Origin of the sequence: Pseudomonas extremorientalis, assembly GCF_001870465.1 — a bacterium.
Taxonomy (GTDB): Bacteria; Pseudomonadota; Gammaproteobacteria; order Pseudomonadales; family Pseudomonadaceae; genus Aquipseudomonas; species Aquipseudomonas extremorientalis.
Genome location: NZ_MDGK01000063.1, coordinates 186,699 through 208,670, shown reverse-complemented (window position 1 = coordinate 208,670; position 21,972 = coordinate 186,699). Strand labels below are relative to the sequence as shown.

Below are 21,972 nucleotides of genomic sequence, written 5' to 3'. Positions count from 1 at the left end.
TGGCAGTTTGGTTTTTCTGTCATCCACAGATGCTAATCTCTGCATGTTCGTCCGCCTTCTGCGACTTAACGTCGCGCCTAAAACGGAGCTTCACTCAACAAAACGGCCGCGCTTTGCGTGCAAGGCCGAGGGAGAGAGCGCCTGACGGACACATACTAACAACTGGGGGAAACACCAATGAGCACTAGCACTGCGGCAGCTTCATCTGCCGCGCAGCCTGCGTTCCTGTCCAAGGAACGCATTATCGCCAAGCCCGGCTTCAACCGCTGGCTGGTTCCGCCGGCCGCCTTGGCCATCCACCTGTGCATCGGCATGGCCTACGGCTTCTCGGTGTTCTGGCTGCCACTGTCCAAAGCGCTGGGTATCACCAAACCGGTCGCCTGCGCGCCGGACATGAGCTTTATCGCTCAAGTCTTTTCGTCCCAATGCGACTGGCCCATCTCCATGCTGGGCTGGATCTACACGCTGTTCTTCATCTTCCTGGGCTGCTCGGCAGCGATCTGGGGCGGCTGGCTGGAACATGCCGGGCCACGCAAGGCGGGCGTTGTTTCGGCGCTGTGCTGGTGTGGCGGCCTGTTGATTTCGGCGTTGGGGATCTATACCCACCAGATCTGGCTGATGTGGATCGGCTCCGGGGTCATTGGCGGTATCGGCCTGGGCCTGGGCTATATCTCGCCCGTGTCGACCCTGATCAAGTGGTTCCCGGACAAGCGCGGGATGGCCACCGGCATGGCGATCATGGGCTTCGGCGGTGGCGCGATGGTGGGTGCCCCGTTGGCAGCGGCATTGATGGGTCACTTTGCTACGCCCACCAGCGTGGGCGTGTGGCAGAGCTTCCTGGTGATGGCCGCGATCTACTTCGTGTTCATGATCGGTGGCGCCTTGTCCTACCGCGTCCCGCCGACCGGCTGGAAGCCTGAAGGCTGGACCGCGCCGGCGAAAAAAGCCAGCAATGCAATGATCACCCACCGTCACGTACACGTGAACGTGGCGTGGAAAACCCCGCAATTCCGCCTGGTATGGCTGGTGCTGTGCCTGAACGTGTCCGCCGGTATCGGCATCCTCGGCATGGCTTCGCCCCTGCTGCAGGAAGTGTTCGGCGGCAAGTTGCTGGGTGTGGATGTGCCATTCGGCCAGCTGGACGCCGGTCAACTGGCCTCCATCGCCGCCATTGCGGCGGGCTTCACTGGCCTGTTGAGCCTGTTCAACATCGGTGGCCGGTTCTTCTGGGCGTCGTTCTCCGACTACCTGGGCCGTAAAAACACCTACTTCGTGTTCTTCGCCCTGGGCTTTGCCCTGTACGCGCTGATCCCGAACCTGGGGCACCTGGGCAACGTGGCGCTGTTCGTGGCGGCGTTCTGCATCATCCTGTCGATGTATGGCGGTGGTTTTGCGACCGTCCCGGCCTACCTGGCCGACCTGTTCGGTACGCAAATGGTCGGCGCGATCCACGGTCGCCTGTTGACCGCCTGGGCGGCGGCTGGCGTGTTGGGCCCGGTGTTGGTGAACTACCTGCGTGAGTATCAACTGAGCATCGGCGTTGAACGCGCTGCGGCCTATGACATCACGTTGTACATCCTCGCTGGCCTGCTGGTGCTGGGCTTCATCTGCAACCTGCTGGTCCGCCCGGTGGCGGACAAGTACTTCATGACCGACGCCGAACTGGCCGCCGAACAGGCGCTGGGCCATGACAAAGGCGCGGATGCCACCACTTCCCTGGAGTGGAAAGCAGCCCCGGGCACCGTGCCATTGGCGATCGCTGCCTGGCTGGTGGTGGGTATTCCGTTGGCGTGGGGTGTGTGGGTGACCCTGCAGAAGACCGCAGTCCTGTTCCACTAACACCGCAAAAATTTTGTGGGCGCGGTTCCTGTGGGAGCCGGGCTTGCCCGCGATGGCATCACCTCGGTGCAACTGAAACGCCGAGGTGCCTGCATCGCAGGCAAGCCAGCTCCACAAAAGCTGGTTCTCACATGTATGCACATGTCTATCCCCGACACTCCATCAGTCTTATCCCCTCCGATGTTTCTGTTTGGCGCCCGCGCCCCTATAATGGCTGCCTTTTTCGCCCAATGATTTTGCGGAGCTGGTGATGGCCGAACGTAAGGCGTCCGTCGAGCGCGACACTCTGGAAACCCAGATCAAAGCCTCGATCAACCTGGATGGCACCGGAAAGGCCCGATTTGATATCGGTGTACCTTTTCTTGAGCACATGCTGGACCAGATCGCCCGTCACGGGCTGATCGACCTGGATATCGTCAGCAAGGGCGACCTGCATATCGACGACCACCACACGGTGGAAGACGTCGGTATCACCCTCGGCCAGGCGTTTGCCAAGGCCATCGGCGACAAGAAAGGCATCCGTCGCTACGGCCATGCCTATGTCCCGCTGGACGAAGCGCTGTCGCGTGTGGTCATCGACTTCTCCGGCCGTCCAGGCCTGCAGATGCACGTGCCCTACACCCGCGCCACCGTGGGCGGCTTCGACGTCGACCTGTTCCAGGAGTTCTTCCAGGGGTTCGTCAACCACGCGCTTGTCAGCCTGCACATCGACAACCTGCGCGGCACCAACACCCACCACCAGATCGAAACCGTGTTCAAGGCTTTCGGCCGCGCCCTGCGCATGGCTGTGGAGCTGGATGAGCGCATGGCCGGGCAAATGCCATCGACCAAGGGCGTCCTGTAATGCAGACGGTCGCGGTTATCGATTACGGCATGGGTAACCTGCACTCGGTGGCCAAGGCCCTCGAGCACGTAGGGGCCGGCAAGGTACTGATCACCAGCGATGCCAACGTGATTCGCGAAGCCGATCGCGTGGTGTTTCCCGGCGTCGGCGCGATTCGCGATTGCATGGCCGAGATTCGCCGCCTGGGCTTTGACAGCCTGGTGCGCGAAGTCAGCCAGGACCGTCCCTTCCTCGGCATCTGCGTGGGCATGCAAGCCTTGCTCGACCGCAGTGAAGAGAATGAGGGCGTCGACTGCATCGGCCTGTTCCCTGGGCAAGTGAAGTTCTTCGGCAAAGACCTGCATGAAGACGGCGCTCACCTGAAAGTCCCGCACATGGGCTGGAACGAAGTCAGCCAGGCGGTGGATCACCCGCTGTGGCACGACATTCCGGACATGGCGCGCTTCTACTTCGTGCACAGCTACTACATTGCCGCCGGCAAGCCGGGCCAGGTGGTGGGTGGCGGGCACTACGGCGTCGACTTCGCCGCTGCGTTGGCCGAAGGCTCGCGGTTTGCCGTGCAGTTCCACCCGGAGAAGAGCCATACCCATGGCCTGCAATTGCTGCAGAACTTCGCCGCCTGGGACGGGCGCTGGTAATGGCCAGGAAGCCGAAGCAGCCGGTCTTGAACCTCACGCCTGAACAGGAGAGTGAGGCTACCCTCAAGATCAAGCGTTTCATGGAAGATCGCTTCGAGCTCAAGCTGGGGTCGTTCGAGGTCGCCGAGATCCTCGAACTGTTCACCACCGAAGTGGCTCCGCACTATTACAACAGGGCGATTTTCGACGCGCAGACGCTCCTTAAAGAAAGGTTCGAAAGCATCGAAAGCGACCTGTGGTCGCTTGAGAAACCCTGATTTCCCAAGCATTGCTGAATATCGAATAAGGTTTGCCAGATGCTGATTATCCCCGCTATCGATCTCAAGGACGGTGCCTGCGTACGTCTGCGCCAAGGCCGCATGGAAGACTCCACCGTGTTCTCCGATGACCCGGTGAGCATGGCCGCCAAATGGGTGGAAGGGGGCTGCCGTCGTCTGCATCTGGTGGACTTGAACGGCGCCTTCGAAGGCCAGCCGGTGAACGGTGAAGTGGTCACCGCCATTGCCAAGCGTTACCCGAACCTGCCGATCCAGATCGGTGGCGGTATCCGCTCCCTGGAAACCATCGAGCACTACGTCAAGGCCGGCGTGAGCTACGTGATCATCGGCACCAAGGCGGTGAAAGACCCGGCGTTCGTCGCCGAAGCCTGCCGCGCGTTCCCGGGCAAAGTGATCGTGGGCCTGGACGCCAAGGACGGTTTCGTCGCCACCGACGGCTGGGCTGAAATCAGCACGGTGCAGGTGATAGACCTGGCCAGGCAGTTTGAAGCCGGCGGCGTCTCCGCCATCGTTTATACCGACATCGCCAAAGACGGCATGATGCAGGGCTGCAACGTGCCATTCACCGCTGCGCTGGCGGCCGCCACGAAGATCCCGGTGATCGCTTCCGGCGGCATCCACAACCTGGGCGACATCAAGTCGCTGCTGGACGCCAAGGCGCCCGGCATCATCGGCGCCATCACCGGCCGTGCGATCTACGAAGGGACCCTGGACGTCGCTGAAGCCCAGGCTTACTGCGATGCCTACAACGGCTGAGGACTGACCATGGCGCTGGCCAAACGCATCATCCCTTGCCTGGACGTCGACAACGGTCGCGTGGTCAAGGGCGTCAAGTTCGAGAACATCCGCGACGCCGGTGACCCGGTGGAAATTGCCCGTCGCTACGATGAGCAAGGTGCCGACGAGATTACCTTTCTCGACATCACCGCCAGTGTCGACGGCCGCGATACCACGTTGCATACCGTCGAGCGCATGGCCAGCCAGGTCTTCATCCCGCTGACCGTGGGCGGTGGCGTGCGCACTGTGCAAGACATCCGCAACCTGCTCAACGCCGGCGCGGACAAGGTCTCGATCAACACGGCGGCGGTGTTCAACCCGGAGTTCGTGGGCGAGGCCGCACAGCACTTCGGCTCGCAATGTATCGTGGTCGCCATCGACGCCAAGAAAGTCTCCGGCCCGGGCGAAACCCCGCGCTGGGAAATCTTCACCCACGGCGGTCGCAAGCCGACCGGTCTGGACGCGGTGGAGTGGGCGATGAAGATGGAAGGCCTGGGTGCCGGTGAAATCCTGCTGACCAGCATGGACCAGGACGGCATGAAAAACGGTTTCGACCTGGGCGTGACCCGGGCCATCAGCGATGCGTTGGGCATCCCGGTGATCGCTTCCGGCGGCGTCGGCAACCTGCAGCACCTGGCCGACGGCGTGATCGAAGGCCACGCCAGCGCGGTACTGGCGGCGAGTATTTTCCACTTTGGCGAATACACCGTTCCCGAGGCCAAGGCCTACATGGCGGCGCGCGGTATCGTCGTTCGCTAAACGCTGCTGGACACCATGGCAGGCCAGAGGCACTCTCTGCGCTTGCCATGGATTCCGGTAACTTTCATGTTCAAGCACCTGCTGCTCGCCCTTGCCAGTACGTCCCTCCTGTTGACCGTTCCGGCCAGCGCCGAGGAACCGTCCGACGCCTCCCTGGTGTTGCTGACGGAAAACTTCCCGCCCTACAACATGGCGAAAAACGGCAAGAACTTCGCCAAGGACGAGAACATCGAAGGCATCGCCGTGGACATCGTGCGCGAAACCTTCAAGCGTGCGGGCATTTCCTACAATCTCACCCTGCGTTTCCCCTGGGAGCGCATCTACAAGCTCGCCCTGGAGAAGCCAGGCTACGGCGTGTTCGTGATGGCGCGCCTGCCGGACCGTGAGGCGCTGTTCAAATGGGTCGGCCCCATCGGTCCGGACGATTGGGTGCTGCTGGCCAAGGCCGACAGCAAGATCCAGCTGAACGACCTGGAGCACGCGCGCCGCTACAGGATCGGTGCCTACAAGGGCGATGCCATCGCCGAGACCCTGGAGAAGCAGGGACTCAACCCGGTCGTCGTGCTGCGCGACCAGGACAACGCGCAAAAGCTGCTGGATGGCCAGATCGACCTGTGGGCCACCGGCGACCCCGCCGGGCGTTATCTGGCGCGCCAGATCGGGGTCTCCGGGCTCAAGACAATCCTGCGTTTCAACAGCGCCGAACTGTACCTGGCGCTCAACAAGCAGGTGCCGGATGAAGTAGTGAGCAGGCTTCAAGCGGCGTTGGATCAGTTACGAGACGAGGGGGTCGTGGCTGACATCATGGGGCGTTACCTCTAGTGGCGGCTCCTTTGCGGGAACGGGCTGCGGGCGCTCGGCCTCTACGGAATCGGTGGTATTTGCCTCACTGAAATACACCTGCTCGGTATTGGTGTAGGTCACTGATGTTGCCAGGGGGCTGGCATCCCTGCGCAGCAATGTGTACTCGCTTTCGACCACATAGGCTGCCACGGTCTTGTGGGCCGGGACATATGCAGCGATGTCGGTGGTTTGCGGGGCGGTCCAACCTTTGGACGAAACGCTCGAGTGAGTGAATGCACTGCCCAGCCTTACCGAGCTTTTCGGGTTGGTTCTGAGAGAATGGCCTGTCCATGCCTCGGTCATGTCGACACCCGTGGCCCACTTGAGAAAGTTGGCTGCGAAACCGGGCGAGCCTTTGGTAATCGTCCATTTGAAGGTCTGGCTGGTGGTCGTTGGGTTGCGCGCCACATCGACCAGTACGTACTTGTCGCGTCTTTGCAGCCTGTAGAAGGGGGACCGCAAGGGTTGCTCGTCGGCTGGCAGCTCCGGGTCGGAGACTAGAAACCAGGGGAGTTGGCAGACATGCAAGGACTCTTCGGCGTCCAGGGTTGAAGGTTGCCCGTCCGCAGACGGTGCGGGCGGGGCCGGGAGCTCGCGCCCTGCCACCTCGGTCAGGGGGATATGCAAGGCATGCGCTAACCCGGGCGCTTCCGGCTTTGCATAGCCCCGCACCCCGAAAAATGTCCCTGGTGCCAGGTAAGCCTCGCCCGGATGAGCGGTCGGCGGCATGACGTCCCAGGCACTGAAGTCGATTTGGCCGCGGCTGCCTTTGTCATTCCAGATCTGATCGGCAACGTAAGCCGGCACGGCCAGGTCAGCCCGCACACAGCGCACGGTGTGCAGCGAAGGCCGTTGATAGCCCACGCCGCATACGGTACCCAGGGCCACATAGCCATCAGGCGGGACCGGCTGCCAGATCGAAATATCAGCGTTGGCGCCTGTGCCGCGACTGTTCCAGACTTCTATGAAGTCTTTCGGTTGGCGAAGTGCGGTGCCGTTGGTTTTGTTGGCTTCGCTGACAACAACGACGGTCTTGCGATGATTCAAATTGTCATGGCTCGGGTGAGCGACGTCTCCCAATGAGGAGAACGAGATCAAGTGATCGGCACTGGTGCTCGGGCGCCAAAGGCTGGCCGACTTTTTGGCTCCCGAGCCTTGGTCGTTCCAGAGTGGGGTGAACTCCGAGGTGAAGTTGATCAGCAGGTCTTTGACTTGGATGGGTTCCATGGGGGTACTCCTTGTGGATGGAATGGTTCTGTCTCTCGATGTGGTCGAGCCGGACCGGTCAGCGGGGCTTGAGCAAGTCCACGCGCAGTGTTGAGGGTTGGTCAGCCTGGTCGTAGGCGTAGGTGCAGATCTTGTAGGGTTTGTCCCGAACGGTGATCAGCCGTGCGTACTGCTCTGTTCGCGTGCTGGGGGAGTCATTGAGCGTGGAAAATATCTCGATAGGTTCGTCCTCCTCCTCCTCCACGGGAGGGGGCGGAAAGGCCAGGTAATCGACTGGCCTGAGGCAGTCGGTCGTGGTGACCGGGCCGAACTTGTAGGAGTAGCGATGCATGAATGGCGGCGCGAGCTTCCAGATCACGGTGTAGGCCGCCAGCCCCTGTTTATCCAGGCTGATGCTCAAGTTCGGCGTGCGTGCCGGCCCGGGTTCGGCCAGTTCCACCGCCAAGGTCAGGGCATTTTTCATCATGCCGTTGGTCGCCTGTTGTTCCTCGGAATCCAAGCCGACGATACACAGCATGTGCATACCGGTTTCCGGTCCGATGGCGTCATTCACGTACGCGTCCTGCGCCTTGATCGGGGTGCTGTAAAGCTCCGGTTTTTCGCAATCAATGGCGCGCCGTGTGGTTTTGTAGCGATAGAGCGCAGTGTTGGTCGTGAAGGAAAGGTTCCAGCGCGGCACGATATCCTTGTGTGTGCCGTCGGGTCGCTTGACGAAGTATTGCTGGATGGGGTCCGGGTGCTGAAAGGAAATGGTGGTGGTCGGGAAGAGTTCGCAGTGTTCACTGTCGGCTTTCAGAACGCCTTCGACAAAGCACCGGTTGAGGAACGTTACCGGGCTGCCGTAGTTCGTTTCGGGGTGCCAGGTGGGCATACCGTTGTTGACCTCGCAGGGCGCGTCCCTTTGGCATTTGCGTTCTTCGGTCTGGCCTGAGGTGCTGGTGCTGAGAATGCCGAAGAGCGTATTAGTCGCCCGCTCCAGCAGTGGCCCGCCGAAGCCGCCGCGGCCGATACCCTGGCATTGGTTTTTCATGGTCACCCGCCACACGAACGGCTGTTCCACCAGTTCGCGCGAGGCTTGCTGCGCGCAGGCGGAGAGATGCAGGGTGTCCCATTCCGGTGCGGCCAGCGCGAGGATATCGACCCCGTCGGCGGGGACCGCTTCGGCCAGTTTCAAAGGGGCGATGCCTGCCTTCAGCAAATCGGCAAGCGAAGCTTTCAGCTCGACGATCGCCAGGTCCACTCCCTGGCTACTGCTCCATTTCAGGGTTTTCAACGGAAAGGTCTTGAGGCTCTCCAGCGTGTCGTCGAAGTAGTTGAAGCTGATGTTGCCTTTGATATCCAGGTCTTTTTGTACCCCGCCGTTATGGCGATGAAGGCAGTGGCTGCTGGTGAGCACATAGGCCGGGCCGGACTTGCCTGCGTCGTCGCGGGTGTCCAGTAGGGAGGCGGTGCAGAGGGCCTGGGCTTCATTGCGGATGCGACCGACGCCAGTCCAATGGGCGTGCTGATGCTGCGCATTGGCGAGCATTCTGCGCGGGCTGGCGTTGGCAAGGCCTTCACCATAGTCCCTTGGTGCCGCGATAAGCAGGTTGGAAAGGCTGCAGAGCAGCAGCCCCGAAATCAAGTGGTGGAGCGTGTTCATGGCATGTCCTGAAAGAGTGAGCGCAAGGCTCGACTATTCAGGAATGTCAGCTGGGCAGTACGGTAGCTATCTAGTACTTGCCATTCTTGCCATGGCCGGCCATTGCCTGGTTACTGCGCACGCTGATCATCAACTTGATATCGATCCACTCCACGCCCTGGGCCTTGAGCTTGGGCAGCTCGCGCTCCAGCACCGCCAGGGTCTGTGGATAAGGATGGCCGATCATCACCGCCGAACCCTGTTTGTGCGCCAGTTTGATTGCGGTCTGCAACTGTGTGGTGATTGCCGCTTCGGTGCGTTCGTCGTCCAGGAACACGTCCCGCGAGACGCTGGCCAGGCCGATCTTCTGCGCCTCGGCGGCGGCGACTGTCTTGGCGCTGGTGCGGCTGTCGACAAAGAATTTGTTGCGCCGTTGCAGCTCGCCCATCAACCAGGCCATGGCCTCGGGCTGCGCGGTCATGCGGCTGCCCATGTGGTTGTTGATGCCCGCGGTGTAGGGCACTGCCTTGAAGGCAGCGTCCAGGCGCCTGCCGAGTTCCTCGATGGGCAGCTCCGGGTGCCAGGCGAACGGGCCGGTGGCCGGGTCCATGGGCATGTGCAGGATCACGATCTTGCCGGCCTTGTGGGCTTCGCGGGCGAATTCGGCGGCGTGGGGCGTGTCGGGCATGATCGCCGTGGTCACCGGCCCGGGCAGGGCCAGCACGCGACGATCCCTGGGCAGATTTTGCCCGAGGTCGTCGATGATAAGGGTCAGGTAGGCTTTGTTGGGCTCGTTGGCCGGGGTCGCATGGGCGACTCCGGCCAGGCTGCACAGCACGGCGATGATCAGGGCAAAACGCATATCAACGGCTGCGCGTAATGCTCAAGCCCTTGAGCAGGCTCAGCGCCTGGGCCAGCTGGTAGTCATCGTCCTGTGGCATCGGCTTGGCTTTCTTGCCGCTGCCGGTGGGCTGGTCGGCGCCGCCGTTGCCATTGCCCAGGTGGCCTTGCAGGTCCGCTTCTTTGTAGTACTCGCTGTCGATCTCGTTGGTGATCTTGGCTTTGCGCACCTCGATGTCCGGCACGATGCCCTGGGCCTGGATCGAGCGACCATTTGGCGTGTAGTACAGCGCCGTGGTGATCTTCAGCGCACGTTCGTTGTTCAGCGGCAACACGGTTTGCACCGAGCCTTTGCCGAAACTGGTGGTACCCATCAGCACGCCGCGCTTCTGGTCTTGCAGGGCGCCGGCGACGATCTCCGAAGCCGAGGCGCTGCCGCCGTTGATCAGCACGGCCAACGGGACGTTTTCGCTGAGGTCGTTGCCCGTTGCCGAGAAGCGCAGTTCGGAGTTGGCAATGCGGCCCTTGGTGTACACGATCAGGCCCTTGGTGATGAAGTGGTCGACCACTTCCACTGCCGACTGCAGCACGCCGCCCGGGTTGTTGCGCAGGTCGAGCACGATACCGCTGAGCTTCTTGCCGTTGTCCTTGCGCAGCTTGGCCAGGGCCTTGGCCACTTCGTCGCCGGTCTTGACCTGGAATTGGGTGATGCGGATGTAGCCGTAGCCCGACTCCAGCAGCTGGCTCTTCACGCTCTTGACCACAATGGTCGCCCGGGTCAGCGTCACGTCGAACGGGTTGCCGCCGTCGCGTACCAGGGTCAGGGTGATTTTCTGGCCGATCTTGCCGCGCATCTTGTCGACGGCTTCGGTCATGGTCTGGCCACGGGTCGGCTGGCCGTTGATCTTGACGATGAAGTCGCCGGCCTGGATGCCGGCCTTGGACGCCGGGGTGTCGTCGATCGGCGAGACCACCTTGATGTTGCCGTCTTCGGAGCCGACTTCGATGCCCAGGCCGCCGAATTCGCCGCTGGTGCTTTCCTGCAGCTCGGCAAAATCTTCCGGTCCCAGGTAGGCGGAGTGCGGGTCGAGGTTGCTGAGCATGCCCTTGATGGCATTTTCCAGCAGGGTCTTGTCGTCTACAGGTTCGACATAAGCGGCCTTGATCCGGTCCATGACCTCGGCAAAGGTGCGCAGCTCGTCCAGCGGCAGCGGCGCCTTGGTGGTCGCGGCCGTGCTGGCCGGGGCAGCCTGGTCGGCGAAAGCCAGGGGCGCGCCGATCACCAGGGCGATCGTCAGGGCCAGCGAAGTGAGGCGGGACAAATGCAGCATGTCGAACGAACTCCTAATGTAGATGCGCCCCTATCCTTGGGAGCGGCACCATTGTGCGGGATCGCTCGGGCGACCCTGCTGACGAATAGCGAAGTACAGCGCCGGAGTGTCCTGGCCACCACTGTTACCCACAGTGGAGATGGATTCACCGGCTTTTACAACATCACCTGCCGACTTGAGTAATGTCTGATTGTGGCCGTAAAGGCTCAAATAGCCATTGCCGTGGTCGAGAATCACCAGCAAACCGGCGCCCCGCAGCCAATCGGCAAACACCACACGCCCGCCATGAACGGCGTGGACCTGGCTGCCGGCGGAGGCGCTGATCATCACCCCATCCCACTTGGCGCGGGTGTCATCGCCACGGGTTTCCCCGAAGCGTGCCAGTAATCGACCATCAACTGGCCATGGAAGTTTGCCGCGGGCCGAAGCAAAAGGCCCACCGAACGACTCGCCGGCGCTGGAAACCAGCGGGCCAGGCGCTGAATGCGCCGGTTTACGCGGTGCCGGCGCATCCGTAGTGGCGGCCAGCTCGGCCTCACGCTGGCGCTTTTTTTCGGCTTCCTGCTGGGCGATCAGCGCTTTCTGCCGCGCTTCTTCGGCCTCGCGTGCCTGGCGTGCCAGGGTTTCTTCGATGGTTTTAAGCACTTTGGCCAAGTCGGCCTGGTCCTGCTCGCGGGCCTGGAGCTTGGCGTCGCGGGCCTTCACATCCTCATTGAGCTTGGCCAGGGCCAGTTGGCGCTCCTTGCGAACCTTGTCCAGCTCGTCGCGCTGGGCGTTGAGGGCGCTTTTCTGGTCTTCCAGCTGCGACTGCTGGTTGGCGATCTCCTGTTCGACGTTGACCAACTGGCGCAGGGTTTCGTTGAAGCTTTTAAGTTGCTCCAGCCGGGCCTTGCTCAGGTAGTCGTAGTAGGTGAGGGTGCGCGCGAATTTCTCGGGGTTCTGCTGGTTGAGCAGCAGCTTGAGGTATTCCTGGCGGCCGTTCTGGTAGGCGGCACGGGCCTGGATCGCGATCAGGCGTTGCTGTTCAACGCGTGCGCTCTGGAGTTTTTTTTTCTCAGCGTCGAGTCGCTCCAGTTCCGACTCGCTCTTCTTTAATTCTTTTTGTAGCTCCTGGACCTGCTTCTCCAGCTTGCCCATCTCGGTTTCCGTACCGCGCAGGTCTTTCTGCACTCCGGATTTCTCTTCCTGGAGCTTGCCGAGCAGTTTTTTCAGCTCGGTAATGTCCTGACGCGTAGCGTCCAACTGTTGTTGGGTTTGTGCGCGCTCGTCGGCAAACGCCGGTTGGAGCAGGCAGACAAGAGCAAGGGTAATCAAGGCGCGAAGCATAGAGGCGGGCGACACCAGGGAAATGGACGGCCTAGTATGCCCGCCAAGCGCGGCAAAAAAAACGCCCAATTCGGGCTGTAGCGCAAGATAGGTGCCGAGTGGCAGTGGTATGGCAAAAAGACATGTTCCAAACAGCGGAAAACAATGTGGAAGGGGGCAAGCCCCCTCCCACACTGTTGCGCGGTGTGGTTGAAATCAAATCAGAATCGAAGTCCCGGTCATCTCCACCGGCTTCTCCAGCCCCATCAGCATCAACATGGTCGGCGCCACATCCGCCAGCACGCCACCGCTACGCACCTTGAAATCACGCTTGCCGACGTAGATGAACGGCACCGGTTCGGTCGTGTGAGCAGTGTGGGCCTGGCCGGTGGATTCGTCGGACATCTGCTCGCAGTTGCCGTGATCGGCCGTGATCAGCGCTTCGCCGCCCACCTTTTCCAGGGCGTCGACGATACGGCCGACGCACAGGTCCAGGCATTCCACGGCCTTGGTCGCAGCTTCCAGGTTGCCGCTGTGGCCCACCATGTCGCCGTTGGCGTAGTTGACTACGATCACGTCGTAACGCTGGTGGTCAATGGCGTCGACGATCTTGTCGGTGACTTCCGGCGCGCTCATCTCCGGCTGCAGGTCGTAGGTGGCGACCTTTGGTGATGGGATCAGGATGCGCTCTTCACCCGGGAACGGCTCTTCGCGACCACCGGAGAAGAAGAAGGTTACGTGGGCGTATTTTTCGGTTTCGGCAATGCGTAGCTGGGTCTTGCCATTTTTTGCCAGGTAATCGCCCAGCACGTTGTCCAGGCTGCCCGGGGCAAAGGCGGCGGGGGCCGGGATGCTGGCGGCGTATTGGGTCAGGCCCACGTACTGCACTTTTGGCTGGCGGGCGCGCTCGAATTCCTTGAAGCCGTCTTCGACAAACACACGGCTGAGCTCACGGGCGCGGTCGGCGCGGAAGTTCATGAACACCACGGCGTCGCCGTCTTCGACCTTCACTGGCTCGCCGATGGTGGTGGCTTTGACGAACTCGTCGCTTTCGCCACGGGCGTAGGCGGCTTCCAGGCCTTCCTGGGCGGTGGCGGCGTTGAATTCGGCCTGGCCGTCGACGATCAGGTTGTAAGCCTGGGAGACGCGGTCCCAGCGGTTGTCACGGTCCATGGCGAAGTAACGGCCCACCAGGCTGGCGATGCGGCCCTTGCCGAGGGCGGCGAAGGTGGTGTCGAGCAGTTCGATGGACGATTGCGCGCTTTTCGGCGGGGTGTCGCGGCCGTCGAGGAAGGCATGCAGGTAGATCTTGTCGGCGCCGCGCTTGAAGGCCAGTTCGGCCATGGCGACCAGGTGGTCCTGGTGGCTGTGGACGCCGCCATCGGACAACAGGCCCATGAAGTGCACGGCCTTGCCGGCAGCCACTGCTTTATCTACCGCCGCGCAAATAGTCGGGTTCTCAAAGAACTCGCCATCGCGGATCGCTTTGGTCACGCGTGTGAAGTCTTGATACACCACTCGTCCGGCGCCGAGGTTCATGTGGCCGACTTCCGAGTTGCCCATCTGGCCGTCCGGCAGGCCCACGTCCATGCCCGAGCCGGAGATGAGGCCGTTGGGTACGGTGGCGGTCAGGCGGTCGAGGACAGGCTTGTTGGCCGCGTATACCGCGTTGTCGTGGTGGCTTTCACTGTGTCCGAAGCCATCGAGAATTATCAGGACCAAAGGTTTAGGCGTAGTAGTCATAGATCCTCTCGCGGCGGTAATAAAGGAAGACAATTGAAAAGGGAGTGGCAGTTTAAAGCGAAGTTCCGACCACGTCACCGCTTTACGGGGGTTGGCCCCCCCTGGCGGCTGTGTATACTTACCGCCATTTTAACGCCCTGGAACCTCCTTGATGGTTGATCACCTGATTGCATTTGCCACTGCCCACTACCTGCTCGTGGGTGCCTTCGTCATCCTGCTGGCGCTGCTGATCGCTCATGAATTGAGCCGCGGTGGCCGCAGCCTGAGCACGGCGGAGCTGACCGCGCTGGTCAACAAGGATGAGGCCGTTGTCGTGGACATTCGTCCGGCCAAGGATTTCGCCACCGGTCATATCGTCGGCGCCCTGAACATTCCTCAGGACAAGCTGATCGCGCGCCTGGCCGAGCTGGAAAAGCACAAGGCCAAGACCATCATCCTGGTCGATGCCCAAGGCCAGCACGCCGGCACCCACGCCCGCGAAATGCTCAAGACCGGTTTCACCGCCGCCAAATTGTCCGGTGGCATCAGCAGCTGGCGCGCCGATAACCTGCCACTGGTGAAGTGATATGAGCCAGGTTGTCGTGTATTCCAGCGATTGGTGCCCTTACTGCATGCGGGCCAAGGCCCTGCTTGAGAAGAAGGGTGTTGCCTTCGAAGAAATCAAGGTCGACGGCAAACCGCAAGTGCGCGCCGAAATGGCCCAGAAGGCGGGGCGCACGTCCGTGCCGCAGATCTGGATCGGCGCCAGGCACATCGGTGGCTGCGACGACCTGTTCGCCCTGGAGCGCGCCGGTAAACTGGATGCGCTGCTGCTCGTCTGACTCCTAACCCCTAAAAGACCTCAAGATCACAAGGATCTGCGATGACTGACCAACAGAACACCGAAGCTGCAGAAGCCCAAGCGCCACAGTTCTCGCTGCAGCGCATCTACGTGCGTGACCTGTCGTTCGAAGCGCCGAAAAGCCCGGCCATCTTCCGTCAGGAATGGACCCCAAGCGTTGCGCTGGACCTGAACACCCGCCAGAAGGCACTGGAAGGCGACTTCCACGAAGTCGTGCTGACCCTGTCCGTGACCGTCAAGAATGGCGAAGAAGTGGCCTTCATCGCTGAAGTGCAACAGGCCGGTATCTTCCTGATCCAGGGCCTGGACGAAGCGTCCATGAGTCACACCCTGGGCGCGTTCTGCCCGAACATCCTGTTCCCGTATGCCCGTGAGACCCTGGACAGCCTGGTCACCCGTGGCTCGTTCCCTGCGCTGATGCTGGCTCCGGTGAACTTCGATGCCCTGTACGCGCAAGAGCTGCAGCGCATGCAACAGGAAGGTTCGTCGACGGTTCAGTAATCTCGAACCCGGTGCAGGACCCCATGTGGGAGGGGGCTTGCCCCGATAGCGGTGGATCAGTCACATAGATGTTGACTGACACTCCGTCATCGGGGGCAAGCCCCCTCCCACATTTGTTATGTGTGTTATTTGAAGCCGAGCTGGCGCCAGCCTTCGTAGACGGCGACGGCCACGGTGTTGGACAGGTTCAGGCTGCGGCAGCCCTCGCGCATCGGCAAACGCAGGCGATGGCCGTCGGGCAGGGCGTCGAGCACCTCGGCCGGCAGGCCCCGGCTTTCCGGGCCGAACAGGAACGCATCGCCCTCGGCAAAGCTGGCATCATGGAACGGCCGCGACCCCTTGGTGGTGAACGCGAACAGCCGTGGGTGGCCCAGGCTTTCCAGGCAACTGGCCAGGTCGGCGTGGCGTTTGAGCGTGGCGTACTCGTGGTAATCCAGCCCGGCACGGCGCAGGCGCTTGTCGTCCATGTCGAAGCCCAGCGGTTCGATCAAATGCAGGTGGCAGCCACTGTTGGCGCACAGCCTGATAACGTTGCCGGTATTCGGCGGAATTTCTGGTTGAAAAAGGATGACGTGAAACATGCACGGCTCCGAAGGCAAAGATGCGCTGCATTCTACCCTCGAAGAGGACCCGAGGCCGAAGCTTATGCCGAGGGTCATGGGCTCTTTGGCGATTGTCGGCATGATGGTCGGCCTGATGATCGGTCGCCTGACCACCCCGGAGCCGGTCGAACTGCAACAGGTCGAGACCGCGAGGGACGGCGTGGTGGTGTGGTTCAACGGCGAACCCAAGTTGCACGGCGAGCACGTCGACGGCACTGTGGCGCTGTTGTTCGACGCCCAGGGCAAGGCCGCGAGTGGACGGCTCAAGGTCAATGACAAGGACGTGAACTGGCGCGTACGCAAGACCGATGGCGGCCTGCTGCTGAACCTGGTGGCGGCGCGACCGTTGCGTGGGGAGTGGAAGGGCGAGAAGGCCGATGGCCGTTGGCGGCTGGAGATCCATCTCCAGGAGGAATAAAAGAGGGAGTTCCCGGCCTGCCTGTACCAGGGCTCCCAAAACGGGGTGAAGCTTGCAAAGCTTCGGTGTTAAAGAGGGAATCCCCGGCCTGCCTGTACCGAGGTTCCCCAAAGCGGTGTGGAGCGCGACGCGATTCGCATCAAGCACCCCGGGTGTAAAGAGGGGATTCTCGGCCTGCCTGTACCAAGGTCCCCGAAACTGGGTAGTAACAGGGTTGTTGCAGGGCGCGTGCCAAAATTCGCAATGTGGGCCAAAAAATTTCTCCAGAAAGCGCAAAGCCCCGGAATACGGGGCTTTGGTGTTTTCGGTTCGCGGGTTTTATTGCGTGAGGCTCTGGCTTTCGCTACCAGATCCATGCCCGATGCCGGTTCATGGTGCATTGAAGCGGTGCACGGTGCTGGAGCCTTGTAGAGGTCCAAATGTGGGAGGGGGCAAGCCCCCTCCCACATTGGGTCTTGGGTGGATCCGAGATTCAGGTTTCATCACCCTCGTCATCATCCCCCCCGTCGACCTTCATCCCCAGTTCCTTGATCTTGCGCGTCAGGGTATTGCGGCCCCAGCCCAGCAACACGGCGGCATCGCGACGGCGACCGGCGGTGTGTTTCAACGCGGTCTCGATCATGATCCGCTCAAAGGCCGGCACGGCGCTGTCCAGCAGGCTCGACTGGCCGCGTGCCAGGGCCTGGTCGGCCCACTGGCGCAGCGCCTGTTCCCAGTTGGTTACTGGCGCAGAGTCTTGCGGCAGGCTCAGCAGCTCCGGTGGCAGGTCGCTGATATGCACTTCGCGCCCGGACGCCATCACGGTGATCCAGCGGCAGGTGTTCTCCAGCTGGCGCACGTTGCCCGGCCACGGCAGGTTCTTCAGGTACTCCTCGGTCTCGCTTTTCAGCAGCTTCGGCTCGACGGCCAGTTCCTGGGCGGCGCGGCTGAGGAAGTGACGGGCGAGGGTCGGGATGTCTTCGCGACGGTCCGACATACGTGGAATGTGGATACGGATCACGTTGAGGCGATGGAACAAGTCCTCACGGAATTTGCCGGCGTGTACCAGGGTTTCCAGGTTCTGGTGGGTTGCCGCAATGATGCGTACGTCGACCTTGACCGGCGTGTGCCCACCAACGCGATAGAACTCACCGTCAGCCAGTACCCGCAGCAGGCGGGTCTGGGTATCGGCCGGCATGTCGCCGATTTCATCGAGGAACAAGGTACCGCCGTCAGCCTGTTCAAAACGCCCGCGCCGCAGGTTGGCCGCGCCGGTGAACGCGCCTTTTTCATGGCCGAACAGCTCGGATTCCATCAAGTCCTTGGGAATCGCCGCCATGTTCAGCGCGATGAACGGCGAGGCGGCCCGTGGGCTGTGGCGGTGCAGTGCATGAGCGACAAGCTCTTTACCGGTGCCGGATTCGCCGTTGATCAGCACGGTGATGTTGGAGTGGCTCAAGCGCCCGATGGCGCGAAACACTTCCTGCATCGCCGGCGCTTCGCCGATGATTTCCGGGGTGCGGGTCAGGGCCGGTGGGGCTTCCTGGTTCTGCTGTTCCTGGGCGTGCTGATTGGCGCGCTTGACCAGTGCCACCGCCTCGTCCACGTCGAACGGCTTGGGCAGGTACTCAAAGGCACCGCCCTGGTAGGACGCGACAGCGCTGTCCAGGTCTGAGTGCGCGGTCATGATGATCACTGGCAGGCGCGGGTGCTGCTCGCGAATCCGCGCCAGCAAGTCCAGGCCACTGGCGCCGGGCATGCGGATGTCGGAGATGATCACATCGGGCTGCTGGCGCGCCAGGCGGCTCATCACCCCGTCGGCGCTGTCGAAGCTCTGGGTGGTCATGCCTTCCTGTTGCAAGGCTTTCTCGAGGACCCAGCGGATAGAACGGTCGTCATCGACGATCCAGACAGTTTCACTACGGCTCATGTCGATGGGGCTCCTTGTTCCAGAGGCAGAAAGATCGAGAACGTGGTGTGGCCGGGATGGCTTTCACATTCGATCAGACCCTGGTGCTGGCTGATGATGTTCTGGGTGATGGCCAGGCCCAGCCCGGTACCGTCCGGGCGGCCGCTGACCATGGGAAAGAAAATGGTTTCCTGGAGTTCCGCAGGAATGCCCGGGCCGTTGTCGATGATTTCGACCTTGGTCACCAGGCGATGGCGCACGTGGCCGATGGTGAACTGGCGCAGGGCGCGGGTGCGCAGGCTGATGCGACCCAGGCGCAGCTCATTCTGACTGCTGATGGCCTGCATGGCATTGCGCACGATGTTGAGCACTGCCTGGATCATCTGTTCGCGGTCGATCAGAACGTCAGGAATGCTCGGATCGTAGTCACGCACCAAGGTGATGCAGCCCTGGCTTTCGGCCTCGACCAGTTGGCAGACGCGCTCGAGCACTTCGTGCACATTGGTCATCGCCAGGGATGGCAACTTGTTGGAGCCGAGCATGCGGTCCACCAGGTTACGCAGGCGATCGGCCTCCTCGATGATGACGTTGGTGTAGTCCTTGAGGTGTTCCTCCGGCAGCTCACGGGCCAGCAACTGCGCCGCACCGCGAATGCCGCCCAGTGGGTTCTTGATCTCATGGGCCAGGCCGCGCACCAGCATCTTGCTGGTTTCCTGCTTGGACAGCTGCGCTTCCTCCTTGGTGATGCGCAGCAGGCGATCGCGCGGGTGTACTTCCAGCAGCAGCAACGTCGCGCCGTTGCTCAGGATGGGGGTCACGGCATAGTCGACGGTCAGCGTCTGGCCGGTGAGGGCGGTGAGCATCGCTTCACGTTTGGTGAACGGGTGTGCCTGCTCCACCGCCTGGCGCAACGAACTCAGGGCTTCGGCCGACTCGGTGAACAATTCGCTGATGAACTGCCCATGGCTGCGCTGGCCGCTGATGGCCAGGAGCATCTCCGCCGCCGGATTCATGTACTCAAGACGCAAGTCGTCATTGAGCAGGATGGTCGCGGTGGTCAGGTTGTCGAGTAGCAAACGGTGCAGTGCATCGCTGATGGTCATCAGGACCTCTTTTGGAGCAAGGCGCGGGCTTGAGGCACACGCTGATACATGGAAAATGCAAAAACCAAACCAAGGCTCCGAAAAGAAGCGTGAAAGCCCTGAAATGGGTGTTTCAGGCGCGAAACTGTGGCGTTCTGCCAGCTTGCACGGGAAGTTTCGAACCAAAATGGGCTGGGCAAGTGGGAAGGGTGCAGCCTATCGCACCAATATAGTGCGATTTGCTGGGGTGTGTTCAGAAAGGCAAAAATCAAGAGGCGGGGGTGATACACAACTCGGCGGTGGCGCGGATCATTGCCAGTTGACGCAACGGATCGTTCAGCGGCTCATGCACGGCCTCGGCCAACCACTGCGGACACTGCGGGTCAGTGCGCTGCGGGGTGAAGTCGGCAAGTTGCTGCAACAGACGCTTTTGCAACTCGTCCAACTGCGGGCGGATTTGCTTCACCAGGTCCGGACGCGGGTCGTCGGGTGCCTTGCCCTGGAACTGCCAGTCGGAGAGGTGGGTGTACTGCACCAGCTTGTTCGCCTCGATCTGCGCCGAAAAGAACTGCTCGGCGGCGGTCGGGGCCAGCTTGTAGCTTGGTGCCTGGGCGACGACGCTGGCGATCACCTCTTGTTCGCGCTTTTTATCTTCTACCGGCTTTTTGCTGTCCCATTTGCTCAGGGCGACCTGGTCGGCGATCTCCAGGCGTTCGGCGATGCTGTTGAGCAGCGGCTCCAGGGAGGGCGGCGCGGCACTGGCACTGGCACTTGCGAACAACAGGGCGAACACAAGTCTATGTTTCAATGAAGATCTCCTTGTGGGAGGGGCAAGCCCCTTCCCACCTTTTTGATTGGGTTTGCAGGTCTACAGCAGCGTCAGTCAGAGGCTACCTTATAGTTACGCGAGAATCCGCCGGCCAGCTAAACCCCAGGCAAAAAAAAGACCTCCCGAGGGAGGTCTTTTTCGTCACGCCACGTTAAGCAGCGCTACCGGATCAGCAGCTGTAGTACAGCTCGTATTCCAGTGGGTGTACGAAGGTGCGAACCTTGATTTCTTCTTCGCTTTTCAGCTCGATGTAGGCATCGATGAAGTCGTCGCTGAATACGCCACCTTTGGTCAGGAACGCACGGCCCTTGTCCAGCTCTTCCAGGGCTTCTTTCAGGCTGCCACACACTTGTGGGATCTCTTTGGCCTCTTCAGGCGGCAGGTCGTACAAGTTTTTGTCGGCGGCGTCGCCAGGGTGGATCTTGTTCTGGATACCGTCCAGACCGGCCATGACCAGCGCCGCGAAGGCCAGGTATGGGTTGGCTGCCGGATCCGGGAAGCGCGCTTCGATACGGCGAGCACGTGGGCTGGACACGTAAGGAATACGGATCGAGGCGGAACGGTTGCGAGCGGAGTAGGCCAGCATTACCGGAGCTTCGAAACCTGGGACCAGACGCTTGTAGGAGTTGGTTGACGGGTTGGTGAAGCCGTTCAGGGCCTTACCGTGCTTGATGATACCGCCGATGAAGTACAGGGCAGTGTCGGACAGGCCGGCGTAACCTTCGCCAGCGAAGGTGTTCTTGCCTTCTTTGGCGATGGACAGGTGAACGTGCATACCCGAACCGTTATCGCCGTACAGTGGCTTAGGCATGAAGGTCGCGGTACGGCCGTAGGCATCAGCCACGTTGTGTACGCAGTACTTCAGGGTCTGTACTTCGTCAGCCTTGGCGACCAGGGTGTTGAACTTCACACCGATTTCGTTCTGGCCGGCAGTGGCCACTTCGTGGTGGTGCACTTCGATGACCAGGCCCATTTCTTCCATGGCGTTGCACATGGAGGTACGGATTTCGTGGTCGTGGTCGAATGGCGGAACCGGGAAGTAGCCTCCCTTGACGCCTGGGCGGTGGCCTTTGTTGCCGCCTTCCACGTCCTGGTCGGACATCCAGGAGCCTTGTTCGGAGAAGATCTTGAACATGGAGCCGGAAATGTCGGACTTGAACTTGACCGAATCAAAGATGAAGAATTCTGGCTCCGGGCCTACGAATACGGTATCGCCAATACCGGTGGACTTCAGGTATTCCTCGGCACGCTTGGCGATCGCACGTGGGTCGCGGTCGTAGCCTTGCATGGTCGAAGGCTCGATCACGTCACAGACGATGATCAGGGTTGGGTCTTCGGTGAACGGGTCGAGAACGGCAGTGCTGTCGTCCGGCATCAGGATCATGTCGGAAGCTTCGATGCCTTTCCAGCCAGCGATGGAGGAACCGTCGAACATTTTGCCTTCTTCGAAGAAAGCATCATCCAGCGCGTCGCGAGCCGGCATGGTCACGTGGTGCTGAGTGCCTTTGGTGTCCGTGAAGCGCAGATCAATCCATTTAACGTCATGATCTTTGATGAGTTGAACCGACTTCGACATAGTGTCCTCCGGGTGGCTTCGGGCTGGGGTAGTGGAGTTAGCCCTTAGAATGTGGGTGATGCCGGCGCGGATACTCCGCCATGGCAACCTGCCTCACAAGAGAGCAAATTGCATGCCAGTGCGCCAACATGGGTTTTCTGTTCCAAAAACGCCCCTATAACGGTGCATTACGACAAAAGCCCGAAAATAG

The 21,972-nt window shown here is 61.2% G+C and carries 22 protein-coding genes; 11 read left to right on the top strand and 11 right to left on the bottom strand.

Annotated elements, in window-relative coordinates; all coding sequences use genetic code 11:
- The first annotated feature begins 177 nt into the window (after positions 1 to 177).
- The 7 genes from BFN10_RS27920 to BFN10_RS27890 all read left to right on the top strand — a co-directional run bounded on the left by BFN10_RS27920 (position 178) and on the right by BFN10_RS27890 (position 5,957).
- Complete coding sequence (locus BFN10_RS27920; protein WP_071492428.1) at positions 178 to 1,839, top strand: OFA family MFS transporter; 1,662 nt, start codon at positions 178 to 180, stop codon at positions 1,837 to 1,839.
- A 250-nt stretch (positions 1,840 to 2,089) separates the two neighbouring features.
- Positions 2,090 to 2,683, top strand: coding sequence for an imidazoleglycerol-phosphate dehydratase HisB (hisB, locus tag BFN10_RS27915; RefSeq protein WP_017849940.1), 594 nt, complete (start codon positions 2,090 to 2,092; stop codon positions 2,681 to 2,683).
- Complete coding sequence (gene hisH, locus BFN10_RS27910) at positions 2,683 to 3,321, top strand: imidazole glycerol phosphate synthase subunit HisH (protein ID WP_071492427.1); 639 nt, start codon at positions 2,683 to 2,685, stop codon at positions 3,319 to 3,321. The genes hisB and hisH overlap by 1 nt, the downstream gene beginning before the upstream one ends.
- Complete coding sequence (locus tag BFN10_RS27905; RefSeq protein ID WP_071492426.1) at positions 3,321 to 3,578, top strand: DUF2164 domain-containing protein; 258 nt, start codon at positions 3,321 to 3,323, stop codon at positions 3,576 to 3,578. The genes hisH and BFN10_RS27905 overlap by 1 nt, the downstream gene beginning before the upstream one ends.
- A gap of 39 nt (positions 3,579 to 3,617) precedes the next feature.
- Entirely contained in the window at positions 3,618 to 4,355 is a 738-nt protein-coding gene (gene hisA, locus BFN10_RS27900; protein ID WP_071492425.1) for a 1-(5-phosphoribosyl)-5-[(5-phosphoribosylamino)methylideneamino]imidazole-4-carboxamide isomerase, read from the top strand.
- Between the two features lie 9 nt (positions 4,356 to 4,364).
- The gene (gene hisF / locus BFN10_RS27895; RefSeq protein WP_003171107.1) at positions 4,365 to 5,135 is read left to right on the top strand and encodes an imidazole glycerol phosphate synthase subunit HisF; all 771 of its coding nucleotides are present in this window, start codon (positions 4,365 to 4,367) and stop codon (positions 5,133 to 5,135) included.
- Positions 5,136 to 5,201: 66 nt separating this feature from the next.
- Positions 5,202 to 5,957 carry a substrate-binding periplasmic protein gene (locus BFN10_RS27890; protein WP_071492424.1) on the top strand — a complete coding sequence of 252 codons (756 nt, stop codon included), beginning with the start codon at positions 5,202 to 5,204 and terminating at the stop codon, positions 5,955 to 5,957.
- On the opposite strand, the gene BFN10_RS27885 is transcribed toward BFN10_RS27890, so the two are convergent.
- From BFN10_RS27885 to gpmI, 6 genes are all read right to left on the bottom strand, one after another.
- Complete coding sequence (locus BFN10_RS27885) at positions 5,910 to 7,205, bottom strand: Vps62-related protein (protein ID WP_071492423.1); 1,296 nt, start codon at positions 7,203 to 7,205, stop codon at positions 5,910 to 5,912. The two genes, BFN10_RS27890 and BFN10_RS27885, sit on opposite strands and share 48 nt — an antisense overlap.
- Before the next feature lie 58 nt (positions 7,206 to 7,263).
- Positions 7,264 to 8,847 (bottom strand): trypsin-like serine protease, encoded by a 1,584-nt coding sequence (locus tag BFN10_RS27880; RefSeq protein WP_071492422.1) that lies wholly within the window; start codon positions 8,845 to 8,847, stop codon positions 7,264 to 7,266.
- 70 nt (positions 8,848 to 8,917) lie between these two features.
- Positions 8,918 to 9,688, bottom strand: a complete 771-nt coding sequence (locus BFN10_RS27875; protein ID WP_071492421.1) for a divergent polysaccharide deacetylase family protein — start codon at positions 9,686 to 9,688, stop codon at positions 8,918 to 8,920.
- 1 nt (position 9,689) lies between these two features.
- A complete protein-coding gene (locus tag BFN10_RS27870; protein WP_071492420.1) occupies positions 9,690 to 10,997 on the bottom strand; it encodes a S41 family peptidase in 1,308 nt (435 codons plus the stop codon).
- A 30-nt stretch (positions 10,998 to 11,027) separates the two neighbouring features.
- Positions 11,028 to 12,323, bottom strand: coding sequence for a murein hydrolase activator EnvC family protein (locus BFN10_RS27865; protein WP_071492419.1), 1,296 nt, complete (start codon positions 12,321 to 12,323; stop codon positions 11,028 to 11,030).
- Positions 12,324 to 12,518: 195 nt separating this feature from the next.
- Positions 12,519 to 14,045 (bottom strand): 2,3-bisphosphoglycerate-independent phosphoglycerate mutase, encoded by a 1,527-nt coding sequence (gene gpmI / locus BFN10_RS27860; protein WP_071492418.1) that lies wholly within the window; start codon positions 14,043 to 14,045, stop codon positions 12,519 to 12,521.
- Between the two features lie 151 nt (positions 14,046 to 14,196).
- Here gpmI and BFN10_RS27855 point away from each other — a divergent pair, with 151 nt between their 5' ends.
- From BFN10_RS27855 to secB, 3 genes are read left to right on the top strand one after another with little or no spacing between them, the layout of a single operon-like run.
- On the top strand, positions 14,197 to 14,610 hold the full coding sequence (locus BFN10_RS27855) for a rhodanese-like domain-containing protein (protein ID WP_010213877.1): 414 nt from the start codon (positions 14,197 to 14,199) through the stop codon (positions 14,608 to 14,610).
- A gap of 1 nt (position 14,611) precedes the next feature.
- The gene (grxC, locus tag BFN10_RS27850; protein ID WP_033896917.1) at positions 14,612 to 14,866 is read left to right on the top strand and encodes a glutaredoxin 3; all 255 of its coding nucleotides are present in this window, start codon (positions 14,612 to 14,614) and stop codon (positions 14,864 to 14,866) included.
- Between the two features lie 41 nt (positions 14,867 to 14,907).
- Entirely contained in the window at positions 14,908 to 15,387 is a 480-nt protein-coding gene (gene secB / locus BFN10_RS27845; RefSeq protein ID WP_010213875.1) for a protein-export chaperone SecB, read from the top strand.
- Between the two features lie 125 nt (positions 15,388 to 15,512).
- On the opposite strand, the gene BFN10_RS27840 is transcribed toward secB, so the two are convergent.
- Positions 15,513 to 15,968 carry a tRNA (cytidine(34)-2'-O)-methyltransferase gene (locus BFN10_RS27840; RefSeq protein ID WP_003171120.1) on the bottom strand — a complete coding sequence of 152 codons (456 nt, stop codon included), beginning with the start codon at positions 15,966 to 15,968 and terminating at the stop codon, positions 15,513 to 15,515.
- Between BFN10_RS27840 and BFN10_RS27835 the strand changes: the two genes are divergently transcribed.
- Positions 15,967 to 16,407: a hypothetical protein gene (locus BFN10_RS27835; RefSeq protein ID WP_071492417.1), complete on the top strand. Its 441-nt coding sequence runs from the start codon at positions 15,967 to 15,969 to the stop codon at positions 16,405 to 16,407. The two genes, BFN10_RS27840 and BFN10_RS27835, sit on opposite strands and share 2 nt — an antisense overlap.
- A gap of 472 nt (positions 16,408 to 16,879) precedes the next feature.
- Here BFN10_RS27835 and ntrC read toward each other — a convergent pair whose 3' ends face one another.
- From ntrC to glnA, 4 genes are all read right to left on the bottom strand, one after another.
- On the bottom strand, positions 16,880 to 18,316 hold the full coding sequence (ntrC, locus tag BFN10_RS27830; protein ID WP_058423720.1) for a nitrogen regulation protein NR(I): 1,437 nt from the start codon (positions 18,314 to 18,316) through the stop codon (positions 16,880 to 16,882).
- On the bottom strand, positions 18,313 to 19,398 hold the full coding sequence (gene glnL / locus BFN10_RS27825) for a nitrogen regulation protein NR(II) (RefSeq protein ID WP_056860661.1): 1,086 nt from the start codon (positions 19,396 to 19,398) through the stop codon (positions 18,313 to 18,315). The genes ntrC and glnL overlap by 4 nt, the downstream gene beginning before the upstream one ends.
- A gap of 247 nt (positions 19,399 to 19,645) precedes the next feature.
- Positions 19,646 to 20,185, bottom strand: coding sequence for a chorismate mutase (locus BFN10_RS27820; RefSeq protein ID WP_071492416.1), 540 nt, complete (start codon positions 20,183 to 20,185; stop codon positions 19,646 to 19,648).
- A gap of 190 nt (positions 20,186 to 20,375) precedes the next feature.
- On the bottom strand, positions 20,376 to 21,782 hold the full coding sequence (gene glnA, locus BFN10_RS27815; RefSeq protein ID WP_017529544.1) for a glutamate--ammonia ligase: 1,407 nt from the start codon (positions 21,780 to 21,782) through the stop codon (positions 20,376 to 20,378).
- Positions 21,783 to 21,972: the final 190 nt, after the last annotated feature.

Coding starts and splice junctions, on each gene's coding strand:
- hisB (WP_017849940.1), top strand. CDS start 2,090: ATGGCCGAACGTAAGGCGTCCGTCGAGCGCGACACTCTGGAAACCCAG.
- BFN10_RS27880 (WP_071492422.1), bottom strand. CDS start 8,847: ATGAACACGCTCCACCACTTGATTTCGGGGCTGCTGCTCTGCAGCCTT.
- glnA (WP_017529544.1), bottom strand. CDS start 21,782: ATGTCGAAGTCGGTTCAACTCATCAAAGATCATGACGTTAAATGGATT.
- BFN10_RS27835 (WP_071492417.1), top strand. CDS start 15,967: ATGCACGGCTCCGAAGGCAAAGATGCGCTGCATTCTACCCTCGAAGAG.
- BFN10_RS27855 (WP_010213877.1), top strand. CDS start 14,197: ATGGTTGATCACCTGATTGCATTTGCCACTGCCCACTACCTGCTCGTG.
- secB (WP_010213875.1), top strand. CDS start 14,908: ATGACTGACCAACAGAACACCGAAGCTGCAGAAGCCCAAGCGCCACAG.
- ntrC (WP_058423720.1), bottom strand. CDS start 18,316: ATGAGCCGTAGTGAAACTGTCTGGATCGTCGATGACGACCGTTCTATC.
- BFN10_RS27865 (WP_071492419.1), bottom strand. CDS start 12,323: ATGCTTCGCGCCTTGATTACCCTTGCTCTTGTCTGCCTGCTCCAACCG.
- hisH (WP_071492427.1), top strand. CDS start 2,683: ATGCAGACGGTCGCGGTTATCGATTACGGCATGGGTAACCTGCACTCG.
- hisA (WP_071492425.1), top strand. CDS start 3,618: ATGCTGATTATCCCCGCTATCGATCTCAAGGACGGTGCCTGCGTACGT.
- BFN10_RS27885 (WP_071492423.1), bottom strand. CDS start 7,205: ATGGAACCCATCCAAGTCAAAGACCTGCTGATCAACTTCACCTCGGAG.
- glnL (WP_056860661.1), bottom strand. CDS start 19,398: ATGACCATCAGCGATGCACTGCACCGTTTGCTACTCGACAACCTGACC.
- hisF (WP_003171107.1), top strand. CDS start 4,365: ATGGCGCTGGCCAAACGCATCATCCCTTGCCTGGACGTCGACAACGGT.
- gpmI (WP_071492418.1), bottom strand. CDS start 14,045: ATGACTACTACGCCTAAACCTTTGGTCCTGATAATTCTCGATGGCTTC.
- BFN10_RS27920 (WP_071492428.1), top strand. CDS start 178: ATGAGCACTAGCACTGCGGCAGCTTCATCTGCCGCGCAGCCTGCGTTC.
- BFN10_RS27840 (WP_003171120.1), bottom strand. CDS start 15,968: ATGTTTCACGTCATCCTTTTTCAACCAGAAATTCCGCCGAATACCGGC.
- BFN10_RS27870 (WP_071492420.1), bottom strand. CDS start 10,997: ATGCTGCATTTGTCCCGCCTCACTTCGCTGGCCCTGACGATCGCCCTG.
- BFN10_RS27875 (WP_071492421.1), bottom strand. CDS start 9,688: ATGCGTTTTGCCCTGATCATCGCCGTGCTGTGCAGCCTGGCCGGAGTC.
- grxC (WP_033896917.1), top strand. CDS start 14,612: ATGAGCCAGGTTGTCGTGTATTCCAGCGATTGGTGCCCTTACTGCATG.
- BFN10_RS27890 (WP_071492424.1), top strand. CDS start 5,202: ATGTTCAAGCACCTGCTGCTCGCCCTTGCCAGTACGTCCCTCCTGTTG.
- BFN10_RS27905 (WP_071492426.1), top strand. CDS start 3,321: ATGGCCAGGAAGCCGAAGCAGCCGGTCTTGAACCTCACGCCTGAACAG.